A 14,159-nucleotide genomic window follows, 5' to 3' on the forward strand; every position below is an offset into this window, starting at 1 on the left:
CTATCACCCGAGCGCCGAAGCAACCGTCCTCGGGTTCTCCTTTCTGTCATCTGCAACGGCCCTTCAAGGGCTGTGGCCGATTCCCCCGAAAAGCTTGCCGTAGACACTTCGCACAACCGCGAGAACACCCGAGAAAATCCCTCGAAAATCACCACGCACCTCCCGAGGTTTTTTCCTTTATCTGTCACCGGAAACTGCGAATTTCTCAGTGCGACTTAACCACGGACCCCGCTTGCGAAGGTCAGCGGTGAGTCCTCCCAGTGTCATGCAAGCAATCCGAAAACCTGTGTTCCCAACCTAGTTGAAAAGGAGATTCTTCATGTTCAAGCGCACTCTGATCGCAGCTTCCCTGACCGTCGCTGCCCTGGCTTCCGCCCAGGCCATGGCTGCCAACGTTACCGGTGGTGGCGCGACTCTGCCTGCCGCTCTGTACAAAGGTTCCAGCAACAGCATCCTGCCAGCCAACTTCAGCTACGTGGGTACCGGTAGCGGCACCGGCAAGACCGCTTTCCTGACCAACAACTCGGCACTGTTCAGCACCACCGGTTCGGTTCACTTCGCCGGTAGCGACTCGATCCTCAGCGCTTCGGAAATCAGCACCTACAACGCCAACTTCGGCGCTTCGTACGGCCCGCTGATCCAGCTGCCATCGGTGGCCACTTCGGTTGCCATTCCGTACAAAAAATCCGGTCAGACCGCTCTGAACCTGACCAGCGCGCAGCTGTGCGACGCCTTCTCCGGCGCCAAAACCACTTGGGGCGCTCTGCTGGGCACTTCCGACACCACGCCGATCCGCGTTGTTTATCGCAACGTTTCCAGCGGCACTTCGGAAATCCTGACCCGCCACCTGAACTCGATCTGCCCGACCAAGTTCGCCACCAACTCCACTTTCACCAGCGCTCGTCTGCCAGCCGGTTCGACTCTGCCTTCGAACTGGGTAGGCGTTGCCGGTACTGCTGATGTGGCCACTCAAGTCAACGCTGTTGACGGTTCCATCGGTTACGTAGGTCCGGACGGTGTGAACGCCGCCAGCAACGCAGTGGTTGCTCGCGTCAACGGCGTACAGCCAACCACCGCCAACGTTTCGCTGGCTCTGGGCTCGGCTGCTCTGCCAACCACTCCTTCCGATCCTTCGCAGTGGGTACCGGTTGTTCCTAACCCAGCCAGCGGTTACCCGATCGTGGCTTACACCAACTTCATCTTCGGTCAGTGCTACAAGGACGCCTCCGTAGCCGCTGATGTCAAATCCTTCCTGACCACTCACTACAGCAACCCGGGCAACAACGCTGCCACTGTGGCTCACAGCTTCACTCCGGTTCCAACCAACTGGAAAGCCGCTGTGACTGCCAACTTCGTCACCAACACCTCGGGCAACAACCTGGACATCAACAACGCCAGCGTCTGCAACGCTGTCGGCCGTCCTTTGTAAGCCTCGCTTCAGCGCAATGAAATGGCAGCAGCCTTCGGGCTGCTGCCATTTTTTTTGGCCGATCTACTCCTCATTCATGAAGTTTGTGTGACATCCGTTCGGTCGCGGCCCTCGCCAACCGCCTATGTCGTAACAGCAGGGGCAAGCCGACCTGCGGCCTCATGTGGCAAACAAAAAGGATCTCGTAGTGATGCTCGCCCGCCCATCCCGTCGTCGTACCAACGTTCTGTCCTCCAAGCGTGAAACCGGGGAGCCGTCGCTGTGGCTGCTCAAGCCGTTGGCTCACGCGGTGGCGTTGTGTCTGGTGGCGGGCAGTGCGCAGGCACAGACGGCGTTCAGTTCGGGCTGGTTTGCGGCAAAGGGCGCGGCGCAACAGGCCGCCGCAGCACGCCCGAGCGTGGGCGGATTGCCGGGGATGACGCCGCCGCTGGCGCAGCAGCAAAAGGCCAATCAGCAGTTGCAGCGCTCGATTCAGACCCTGAACAACACGGTGGCCGCGATTGCTGCGCAACAGGCGGCGCAGGCGGCCGGTCGTGCGGCGGCGCTGGGCACGGTGCAGTTTGTGCCTGACGGTCTGGGCGAGGGCGGTCTGAAGGTCGACAACAGCCTCACGCAAGGTTGGCAGAACGCCAAAGGCCCGCAGCAGACTCAGGTCGATGGCAAGACCACGGTGACGATCGAGCAGACCGCCGACAAAGCGATCCTCAACTGGGAGACGTTCAACGTCGGTCGCAACACCACGGTCGATTTCGCCCAGCAGTCGAACTGGGCGGTGCTCAACCGGGTCAACGATCCGAATGCCCGGGCCAGCCAGATTCAAGGGCAGATCAAAGGCAACGGCACGGTGATGCTGATCAACCGCAACGGCATCGTGTTCAGCGGCACCAGCCAGGTCAACGTACGCAACCTGGTGGCCGCAGCGGCCAACATCACGGACATTCAGTTCCGCGACCGGGGCCTGTATTTCGACAGTACCGGCAGCCAGCCGACGTTCACCGAGGCGGCCGGCAAAGTGCTGGTGGAACGCGGTGCGTCCATCGAAACGGCGCGGCCGGCCAAATCGACCGATGCCGGCGGCTATGCCTTGCTGCTCGGCAGCGAAGTGCAGAACGACGGCAGCATCAACACCGCCAAGGGCCAGACCGTGCTCGGCGCAGGCGATCGCTTTTACATTCGCAAAGGCTCGGGCACTGAAGGCAATGCCTTCTCCACGACGTTCGGCAACGAAGTCACTCCGGGTTTCAAGACCGGCAGCACTGCCGGCAAGGTCAGCAACAACGGTCTGATTCAGGCCGCGACCGGCGACATCACCCTGACCGGCCATGAGGTCGTGCAAAGCGGCGTGCTGCTGGCCAGCACCTCGGTAGCCACTCGCGGCACCATCCATTTACTCAATCCGGCCACCGACACTCAGGTCAGCGTGACGCTGGGGCAGGGCAGCGCCACGGCGATCCTGCTCGACAGCAGTGATCTGACCGCCCTCGACAGTCAGCATCAGGCCGCCCTGACCGGCGTGTCGCCCAACAACAGGATTCGCAGCGACCAGTCGCGCATCGACATCCAGAGCGGTGGCAGCGTCGAGTTCCAGAATGGTTCGATCACCCTGGCCACCGGCGGGCAGGTCGCGGTGGCGGCGCAGCGTCGCAGCCTGGTGCGTGACGGCGCATTGATCGATGTTTCCGGTGCCATCGGCGTCAAGGTCGCGATGGAATCCAACAGCATCAAGATCAACGTCCAGGGTAACGAGCAGCGCGATGCGTCGGTCAATCGCGAGAAGGGTGCGCTCAACAGCAATGACATCTGGGTCGATGTGCGTGAGCTGGTTTATGTCCCGGCCGGCACCAATGGTTACGCGACGGATCGCTGGTACACCGCTGGCGGTTTGCTCGAGGTCGGCGGTTATCTCGGCACCCAGGGCCACAGCATCGGCGAATGGATGGCCCAGGGCGGGATGGTCAGTTTTGCCGGCAATGACGTGGTCACCGAGAAGGGTTCGTTGATCAACCTGTCCGGCGGCACGCTGGATGTTCAAAGCGGCGAGATTCGCCAGAGCTGGCTGCGCGGTGCCGACGGACGCCTGTATGAGGTCTCCAAAGCGCCAGGGGATCTGCTCTACAGCGGGCTGTACAAGGGCTATGAAGACAGCAGTCAGCGCTGGGGCCAGACCAGTTATTACTACAATCCGTTGATTGCGCCGACCAAGCGTCAGGAATCGGGCTACACCGTGGGGCGCGATGCCGGGCAACTGGTGATCGGCACCCGCAACGCCGTGCTCGAAGGACAGATGCTCGGCGAGGTTTATCAGGGCGAACGCCAGATCCAGGCACCGCGTGCCGTACTCGATGGCTATGCGCAGAGTCAGACGGCGCTGGCGCGACGCGGGCAATTGATCGTCGGCAGTTATGACCCGGCGTACGTGGCGGCGTCCGGTGGCTTGCTTTATGGCCTCAATCCGCTGCTCGATCAGGTGCAGATCGGCGGCGAGCGCCCGGTCGCCGGCATTGATCCGGATCTGACCGGCGCCGTGTCCGATGCGCGCAACGGCAAGCTGTTCCTTGATGCCGGGCAACTCAGTGGCTGGCAACTGGGCGCGCTGAAAGTGGCGGCCAAGGAGCGGATCGACGTGCAAGGCGCCGTCACGGTCGACAATGGTGGCGACATCACCCTTTACGGGCCGGACGTGCAGGTCCACGCCGACCTGACCGCCCGGGGCGGCAGCCTGCATCTGGGCAACGTGCTCAATCAGCTCATCACCGATCGCCTTACCGACACCCGACTCGTCGCACCGACCGGCAAGGCCACGCGTGTGAGCGTCGCTGAAGGGGTACAACTGGACACTCGCGGTCTGTGGAGCAACCTGCGCACCAACCCGGATGATGCCGCGAGCCTGGCGTATCTGGACGGCGGCGTGGTGTCGATTCGCAGTAGCGGCGACATCGAGATCGGTGCCGGCAGCCTGCTGGACGTGTCGTCCGGCGGCGCGATTCTGGCCAATGGCAAGACCCGCGGTGGCAAGGGCGGGGACGTGACGCTGGAGTCCAGCGCCTTGTCCGCGCCGGGTGAGACTCACCTGACCCTGGGCGGGCAACTGCGGGGTTATGGTGTGTCCGGCGGCGGCCGCTTGCTGATTCAGGCGGGCGACATCCTCATCGGGCAGTCCGACAGACCTTTCGACACCAAGACGTTGCAACTGCAACCGGAGCTGTTCGACAAGGGGTTCTCCGCCTACAGCCTGATCGGTCTCAATCGTCTCGACGTGGCGGACAACACCCTTATAGACGTGTTGATGCCGGCCTACCGTTTTGGTGACGCAGCCGCGAATCAGGTCAGTGGCACCGCGCCACAGCAGGCGCTCGAGCTCTGGACGCCCACGCTCTACCAGGAAAACCCGCTCAAGGCGCAACTGACCCAGCGTGCCGGCGCCAGCCTGGCTTTGCAGGCCGGTTCCAGCGAGATCGCTCTGGTCGATCCGGCCCGCAACGTCCTGACCCTTGGCCAGGGCTCGCGTATCAGTGTCGATCCGGGGCAGCGCATCAATCTGCGCAGCGCCGGCCAGCTCACGGTCGATGGCGAGCTGAATGCCTGGGGCGGCACGATCGATATTCGTCAGCAGCAGTTCGGTTCGATCAATGTCGCCGATTCCTCGCAGACGGCCGACAGGCAAACCCACAACCGTTCGATCTGGATCGGCGAGCACGCGGTGCTGGATGTGGCCGGTCGCGTGGCCACCGGCATCGATGCGCTGGGGCGCGTGTATGGCCAGGTCGGCAAGGGCGGCTCGATCATCATTGGCGGTGAAACCGATGCGAAGAAAGCCACGGCCACTTCGGCCGACGCTTATGTGATCGTGCGAGATGGTGCGCGACTGGACGCCTCCGGCGCACAGGCGATGCTGGATATCGCCGGGCAGGGGCCGACGCTGATTGCCACCGATGGCGGACGCATTTCGCTGAGCTCCTACAACGGCCTGTTCATCGAGGGCGACCTGCGTGCTGCGGCCGGTGGTGCCGGGGCGGCGGGTGGGCGACTGGACATCGCGCTGGAGACACCGAGTTATCTGCGCAGCGATGCGAGCAACGCGGTTCGCGTGCCGCGCGAAATCGTCATCGGTCAGGACGCCGGTCCGTCGCTGTTGCCGGCCAGTCTGCAAGCGGGTGACGCCGCGCCTGCGTTGCAATACGGTCGTGCCCGTCTGGGGGCCGATCAGCTGATGTCTGGCGGCTTCGACAACCTGAGCGTGCTGAGCAACGGTCTGCTGTCGTTCGACGGCAACGTCGATCTGCACATGAATCAAAGCCTGAGCCTGTATGCCGGGGCCCTGTCGCTGGCCGACGGCTCGCAAGAGAGCGCACGGATCAATCTGTCTGCGCCGTACGTTCGCCTGTCGGGCACGGGCAAATATTTCGATGCCCCCGGAAATGTCCGGCCGCGGGTGATGAACAATCCGACGCACGCCGTGGCGCCGTCACAGTTCACCGCCACGGCGGATCTGCTGGATCTGGGCAACAGCCTGTCGTTCGGCACGGCCGGGTCAATCGTGCAGCTCAGCGGTCCGGCGCTGGAGGTCGGGCGGCGTGGTTTTGAACAGGTCACGCTCGATAGCCGAGGTGATCTGCGCTTTCTGGCACCCACCGGCAACGTCGAGAAAACCGAACTCTGGACACCGGGCGACCTGAACCTGCGTGCCGCGCAGATCTACCCCGCCAGTGATGTCACCGCCGAGGTGCGCGTGGGTTATCAGAGTGTCCAGCGTGACGCCAACCCGGCGCGGACCCTGCGAATCAGCAGTTCCGGGGCCGCGCCTGCCGCGCTGCCTTACTCGGTCTTCGGCAACCTGACGCTGGCCGCCGGCCATATCGAGCAGGGCGGGGTGATCCGTGCGCCACTGGGCATGATCAATCTGGGTGACAGCCTGGTTCTCACTACTCAGGCATTGCATCTGTTGCCAGGCAGCATCACCTCGGCCAGCGCCGCCGGACTGGTCATGCCTTATGGCGGCACCACCGACGGCATCGACTATCGCTACAACGGCAAGTCCGTTCTGCTTCGAGGGATCACCGCCGAAACCGCTGGCGTGACGCTTACCTCGCAGTACGTCGATGTGCAAAGCGGCGCGTTGATCGATCTCTCGGGTGGCGGTGATCTGCGCGGTGCCGGTTTCGTTTCCGGGCGTGGCGGTTCCACCGATGCCCGCTACAACCCGCTGGTGCGCAATGCCAGTGACGGCACCTTCAGCCTGCCGGACCTGGCCAGCAACCCGGTGTACGCCATCGTGCCGGGGAATCAGAGTGCCTATGCGCCGATGCTCGCCGAGGCGGGGGCGGTCGACCCGCGTATTGGCCAGCAGATCACCCTCGGGGCCGGCGTGCCGGGACTGGCGGCGGGCACCTATACGTTGCTGCCCTCGACCTTTGCGCTGTTGCCGGGGGCCTTCCGGGTCGAGGTCAATGGCCAGGCGGCAGCGGGTGCAACCAACGCTGCGCTGCCACTGCGCAATGGTTCGTGGACGAGTTCGGGGCGGATGTCGATTGCCAATACCGGCCTGCGTGACAGCCTGGCGAGCCAGGTCATCCTGACATCCGCCGATGTGCTGCGCCATTACTCGCAGTACAACGAGACCTCTTTCAGCCAGTTCATCCAGAGCGATGCGGCGCGCCGGGGCGTGCCTCGGGCATTGGCGCCCATGGACGGCAAGTCCTTGAGACTGAATCTGTCCCGGGGCGCCGCATCGGGTAACGCGCTGGACTTCAATGGCCAGACGCTGTTCCAGCCCGCCACGGGCGGCGTCGTCGGTACGGCGGTGGTGAACGGCGCGGCGAACTTCGAAATTCTCGGCGCGGGACATTCGAGCACTGAAGGATTTGCAGGTGTGTCGCTGTATGCCGACAGCCTCAACGCGCTCAATGCCGGCCGTTTGACCATCGGCGCGCAACCGACGATCGATTACTACACGTCGGGCAACATCATCGCGTTCAGCGGTGATACCACAACAATTACCCTGCGTGAGGGCGCCGTGTTGTCGGCACCCGAAGTGTTGCTGCGTACTACCCGCGCCGATGGCGGAATTACCCTCGAAGCCGGCTCGGGTATCAACACTCTGGGGCGTGGCAATGCACCTTACGATTCCAGCACCGGCTTCATCTACAAACCGGGTGCGGCAGGGCTGCTGGTGGTTTCAAACGGCTGGACCAATGTGCTGGCACCCGAGGTGTCGGCCGGGACATCCGGCGCGGGGAACATTCTCATTGGCAATTGCCCGACGACAACGTGCAACAACCCGACACTGCTCTATTCCAACGGCAGCATAACGGCCGCCACTGACAAGCAATTCGAACTCGACGAATCGGTGCGCTTCGGCACCCGTCATCTGACGCTGGCCGTGGGCTCCGTCAACGCCGGCAGTGCCGAGGCCTTGAGCGCCGCCGGCAACCGGGTGCCGACCGGTCTGACCCTGAACCAGAATGTCTTGAACCGCCTGTTGCGGGGCGATACTCAGTACGGCGCGCCGGCGCTGGAAACCTTGAGCCTGACCAGTCGCGATGCGTTCAATTTCTACGGCAACGTCAGCCTCGATACGCTGGACCCGCAGACCGGTGCCAGCAAATTGCAAAACCTGATCCTCAGCACCCCGGCCATTTACGGCCTGGGTGAAAGCGGCGACGTGGCGTCCATTCGCACCGCCAATCTGATCTGGAACGGTGCGACTCAGGATCCGGGTGCGGTGATCACGGGGGGCGCCGGCACGGGCCGGGGCACGTTCGATATTCAGGCGCAACGCATCGAGTTCGGCTACGGCCCCAATCCGCAGGCCAGTGGTCTGGACCAGAACAAACGTCTGGTGTTGGGCTTTGCCAACGTCAACCTCTCTGCCAGTGATCGCATCACCGCCAACCACAAGGGCAGCCTGGAGGTGTACCAGACGCAGGGTGCTTTCGATCCGGTCAGCGGTTATGCCTACAGCGGCGGCAACCTCACGCTGCGTACGCCGTTGCTGACGGGAGAGGCGGGCTCGGTCAACCTGATCAAGGCCGGTAACAACCTGACCCTGACGGGGGCGGGTGCAGCAACCGCTGCCAATGCGCTGGGGGCGGAACTGACCCTCGATGCCCGCAGCGTCTTGCTGGACAGTCGTATCGCCTTGGCCAGCGGCAAACTGGTGGTCAAGTCCGAGGGCGATCTGACCCTCGCCAGTGGCGCGTATCTGGATATGGCCGGTCGCACGTTGCCGTTCAACGATGTGAACAAGTACAGCTGGGGCGGCGACGTGGCGCTGTACAGCAGCCAGGGCAACATTCGTCAGGCGGCGGGCTCGCGTATCGATTTGTCGGCGCAGAACAATCAGGCCGGTAACCTGAGTGCGGTCGCCCTGGCCGCCGATGCCGGCATGGTCGATCTGCAAGGCGATATCCTCGCTGCCGGCAGCGGTTATTACGATGCCGGCGGCACGCTGGTGCCGTACAAGGCCGGTGGTGTGGATATCCGCGCGCAGCACCTCAACGGCGATGCGAGCCAGCAGTTCGCGGCCCTCAATCAGCGCTTGAACGCGGGGCAGGTTTTCGGCAGCCGCAGCTTGCAGCTCAAGCAAGGCGATCTGTTGATCGGCGAAGGGCTCAAGGCGGGCGAGGTCAATGTGTCGGTGGACAACGGCCGACTTACGGTGGCTGGTCTGGTCGATGCCAGCGGCGAGCGGGTCGGCAGTATTCGACTGTCGGCACAAAACGGCCTGACCGTCGCGGGCAATGCGGTGCTTGACGCCCATGGTCGCGTGCTGCGGGTCGACAGCTACGGCAAGATCATCGACGCACCGAACCGGGCGATGGTCGAACTCAACTCCGGACAAGGCGTGCTGACCCTCGGCGCCGGTGCGCGCATCGACTTGCGCCATGGCACCGAGGCCGTTCGCGGCACTCTGCCGGGGCAGTCCGACGGGTTGCTGCGCGGCACGCTGGAACTGAACGCGCCACGCCTGGGAGCGGGTGACATTGCCATCGATGCCGGTGGTGCGCTGAGTATTCAGGGTGCGCGTTCGATTGGTCTCAATGCCACGCGCCGCTATACCGATGCCAGCGACGGCACGGACCCGGCGGCCAGTGGACGTCCGTATCAGGTGATCGATCAGGCATATCTTGATCGCATCCACGGCGACAGCACGGCGTTCATCAATGCGGCGCTGGCCAACGGCAACTTGCTGAATAACAAACTGGCCGGTCTGAACAACGCCACTTATGCCGACGCCCTCCATCTACGGCCCGGGGTCGAGATCGCCAGTAAAACCGCCGACGGTGATCTGGTGGTACAGGGTGATGTGGACCTGTCCGGTTATCGCTATGCCAGCCTGAATCCGCATACGCAGAAGACTTCGGTATACGGCTCGGGCGAGGCGGGTAGCCTGGTGATTCGTGCGGGCGGCAACCTCGATATCCACGGCAGCCTCAACGACGGTTTCGCACCGCCGCCGGAGACCGTGGACGATGCGGGCTGGAAATTGCTGCCGGGAATTCAGCCGTTCGGTGGCGATCTGATCGTGCCGGGGGCGGGTGTCACCCTCGCGGACGGTACGGTGTTCCCGGTCGGCGCCACGTTGAACTACGACCTCCCGTTGCAAGCGACGACGCTGGCCAGCGGCACGCTGTTGCCGACCGAGGCAACGCTGGTGGCGCCTTACACCTTCGGCGCCGGCACGGTGCTCGCCGGTTCGGTGCGCGATGCCTCGGGCAATCTGCTGTATGCCGCCGGTACGCTGCTTGCCGACAGCGTGACCTTGCCGGCGGGCAGCCGGTTGGGAGCGGGTATCCGTTTAAACGAGGCAACAGCGCTGCAAGCCCTGCGCTGGCCCAAGGGCGTGCCGCTGCCGGGCAGCGTCGAGGCAGGCGATAACGGGATCAAGGGTGTGCGCCTGAGCGGTTCACTGGCCCTGTTGCGCGGCTCGCTGATTCCGTCGATGACCAATGTCGTGCTGGCGGACGGTACGGCGTTCATCGAGTTGCGGCCATTGACCGGCACGACCCAGGGGCGTAATTGGGCGGTCGCCAGCATGTTGCCGGCCGGCAGCGCGTCGTGGTCGATGCGCGTGGTGGCGGGGGCTGATCTGAGCGCCGCGGACAGCCGGGCGATCAAACCGGTGTCCAGCGATGGCAACCTGCGCCTGGCCGACACCCATTACGGTCTGACCGTGACAGAAAAACCACCGACCCTGGTCTGGGGCGAGGGCAACCTGGGCGGCTTCACGCCGGGCGACCCCGTCCCCGAGGACCAAATGATGTGGTGCGACTGGGCGCCGAACTCCTGTGTGCCGGCGCCGCGTTGGGTCTGGGCACCGGACAACTGGATGGGCATGCCGCCTGGCTCGCCGATGACCGACGATGATGTACTCGCCTGGTGTGGCGCATTCCCGGAACTGTGCGTGGAAAACAAACCGGGTACCACCGTGAAGACCCACACACAGATGTTCAGCGTGCTGCGGACCGGCACCGGTGATCTGGACGTGCTCGCCGCCGGTAACCTGAGCATGGATTCGCCGTACGGCGTCTACACCGCCGGTACTCAGTCGCAAGACATCGATCCGCGCTTCAATCAGCCTCGCGGAAAACAGTCGGACAACGGCTCGGTGCTGGGCAGTGCCGGCGGCGACTACGAAAAATGGGTCAGTGGCAGCGACAGCCTGTATCAGGCCTGGTACCCGCAAATGGGCGGCAACCTGACCATCAATGCCGGCGGCTCGATTTCGGGCGATGTACTGGGCCGTCGCGGTTTGTCGCAAACCGTGGACACCCGTGAACAAGTCCCGAGTGTGGCCGTGGGCAACTGGCTCTGGCGTCAGGGCACCGGCAACAGTGATGTGCCGACCGCGTGGTGGATCAACTTCGGCAGCTATGCAACGCAACCGTTGCCGGATCAAAGCGTTGATACGGGCCCGTACCTGGTCGGTTTCACCGGTTTCGGCACCTTGGGTGGCGGCAATATCAGCCTGCGTGCCGGGGGCGATGCCGGCATGCTCAAGGCGATGGGCGACGGTAACAAAACCAACCTTTATCCGCGCGGACAGGGGCTGGTCGTGGCGGTCGGCAGCACCGGTCGCGTGGGCAGCGACGGCAGTCTGCAATTGACCGGTGGCGGTGATATGGACATCCGCATCGGCGGGTCGGTGAACCCGTCATTGCAGGCCCGGGCCGGAGAGAATGGCATCGGTGTCGCACAACACGACCTGCAAGGCGCATTGATCAACCTGCGCGGTGCCGCGCGACTGGCCGGAGGCGCGCTGGGCGGAATCAATCTGCAATATGGCGCCGCAACCCCGACCCAGGATCCTCGTGAAGTGCGCCCGTTCGACCCGTTCACGTCCACGATGGGCAGCGCCTCCGGTGGGCTGGTGCTGATTCCGGGGGATTCGGGGATGAGCCTCAGCACGCGCGGCGATCTGGTGTTGGGCGGGGCGGCGGATCCGGGTCGGGTGCGGCTGCAGAACTCCACGCCGTTCACCACGGACGACGGTGTCGTCCATGTGGGTGGCGGCCTGACGGGCTTCTCGTTGTGGACCGATCACACCGCCATCGACCTGTTTTCGGCGGGAGGCAACCTGACACCGAGCACCCAACTGGGCGAAGTCAACGGTCAGGGCCCTATCACCGGCCGCAATACGTCGCCTACCGACGGACGCTTCGTGTATCCGTCGATCCTGCGGGCGGTGGCGGCGCAAGGTTCGATTTATGCCGGACCTTCAGCGGTCTACAGCCAGGGCAGTGGAACAGTGCCGGCAACCGGGTATTCGCTGTTGTTGGCACCTTCCAGCACCGGGCAACTGGAGTTGCTGGCGCAGGATTCGATCTACGCGGGCGGCTATGCGATCAATCAGTCGGGCGCCAGTCCGCTGGCCACCGCCACGCCGTTCGCGCCGGCCTTCAACGGTTACGGCAATAACACGTCGGCCACGCCGATCATGAGCAATCGCAACAGCGACGGGGTTTTGCCGGACAAAAACCTGCGCTATCCGTTGTTCGCTTTCGGCGCCAACAGTTACTCGGGATTGAATGACGTCCAGGCACCGGCGCGGTTCTACGCCTTGACCGGCGATCTGGTCGGCGTTCGCAGTGGTGAAACGCTGACGTTCAGCCTGTCGAAACGTACCTGGTATGAAGCGGCAGGCCCGGTCTGGATGCTGGCGGGGCGCGATATCGTGGCGTCCGGTACTTACCTGGGCAGCCCCACGACCGTACCTGCTGGCGAGATGGGCGTAACTCCAACAGAAAGTATCACCTCGACCGGCAACCTGTTCGTGCATGACGACCCCAGGGACGTTTCGCGGGTATCGGCAGGGCGGGACATCCTCTACAGCAGCTTCGACATCGCGGGCCCCGGCGTCCTGGATATCAATGCCGGGCGCAACATCCTGATGGAAGATCGCGCCAGCATCACCAGCCTTGGCTCATTGGTGGCCGGTGATCAGCGACCGGGTGCCAGTGTGGTGTTGCAGGCCGGTGTGGGCGCGCAGGGGCCGGATTATTCGCGGTTCATCGCCCGTTATCTGAACCCGCAGAATCTCGCTGACCCGAACGCATCGCTCAACGGGCAGCCAAGCAAAGTGGTCAAGACTTACCTCGACGAATTGCAGAGCTGGCTGACCCTCGGTTATGGCTTCAGCGGCAACACAGAACAGGCGCAAGCGTTCTTCGCCGCGCTGCCGAGTGCCGAGCAGGCGATCTTCGCCCGTCAGGTGTACTTCGCGGAGCTGCGTGCCGGTGGTCTTGAGTACAACGATGTCGATGGTCCACGCAAAGGGAGTTACTTGCGCGGTCGCAACGCCATTGCTGCGCTTTTCCCGACCACCGACGTGGCCGGCAACCCGGTCCGTTATGACGGCGACATCACGCTTTATGGCGGCGCCGGGGTCAAGACGCTGTTTGGTGGTGATATCCAGATGCTCACGCCGGGCGGCGGTCAGGTGTTCGGCATCGAAGGTGCTGCGCCGCCGTCCACGGCGGGGATCATCACCCAGGGCTCGGGCAATATTCAGCTCTACTCCGAAGGCAGCATTCTGCTGGGGCAGAGCCGGATCATGACCACGTTTGGTGGCTCGATTCTGGGCTGGTCCGCCTCGGGCGACATCAACGCCGGTCGCGGCTCGAAAACCACCGTGGTCTACACCCCGCCGAAACGCGTGTACGACACCTGGGGCAACGTGACCCTGTCGCCATCGGTGCCGAGCACCGGCGCCGGTATTGCCACGCTCAACCCGATTGCCGAAGTGGCCCCGGGGGACATCGACCTGATCGCCCCGCTGGGTACCATCGATGCGGGCGAGGCGGGGATTCGCGTCTCGGGCAACGTCAACATTGCTGCGCTGACGGTGGTCAACGCCGCCAACATCTCGGTGCAGGGCAAGGCGACCGGTGTGCCGGTGGTCTCGGCGGTCAACACCGGGGCGATCACCTCGGCCAGTTCCGCTGCGTCGTCGGCGACTCAGGCCGCGGAAGACGTCGCCCGTCAGCAGCAAGCCGCGTCGCGCCAGAACCAGGCCTCGGTGTTCACAGTGCAGGTGCTGAGTTTCGGCAACGAGCAACTGGCCCCGACCCGCGATGGCGCGAGCCGTGCACCGACGCCGGGCTACAACCCCAACAGCCCGGTGCAGGTACTCGGCGCCGGGGTGCTGGATGAACAGGCGAAACAACAGCTGACCGAAGAGGAGCGGGGGCAGCTGACGTTGTAAAAGGACTCTCGTGTAGTACGCTTCGGG

General features: G+C 63.9%; 2 protein-coding genes. Both read left to right on the forward strand.

Annotated features, from left to right (window positions below; all coding sequences use genetic code 11):
* The first annotated feature begins 319 nt into the window (after window positions 1–319).
* Window positions 320–1,429, forward strand: coding sequence for a substrate-binding domain-containing protein (locus ACKLNA_RS03745; protein WP_408984900.1), 1,110 nt, complete (start codon window positions 320–322; stop codon window positions 1,427–1,429).
* Window positions 1,430–1,619: 190 nt separating this feature from the next.
* Window positions 1,620–14,132 (forward strand): filamentous haemagglutinin family protein, encoded by a 12,513-nt coding sequence (locus tag ACKLNA_RS03750; RefSeq protein WP_408984901.1) that lies wholly within the window; start codon window positions 1,620–1,622, stop codon window positions 14,130–14,132.
* Window positions 14,133–14,159: the final 27 nt, after the last annotated feature.

Source organism: Pseudomonas sp. UV AK001 (assembly GCF_046097675.1).
Taxonomy (GTDB): domain Bacteria; phylum Pseudomonadota; class Gammaproteobacteria; order Pseudomonadales; family Pseudomonadaceae; genus Aquipseudomonas; species Aquipseudomonas kribbensis.

Coding starts and splice junctions, on each gene's coding strand:
- ACKLNA_RS03745 (WP_408984900.1), top strand. CDS start 320: ATGTTCAAGCGCACTCTGATCGCAGCTTCCCTGACCGTCGCTGCCCTG.
- ACKLNA_RS03750 (WP_408984901.1), top strand. CDS start 1,620: ATGCTCGCCCGCCCATCCCGTCGTCGTACCAACGTTCTGTCCTCCAAG.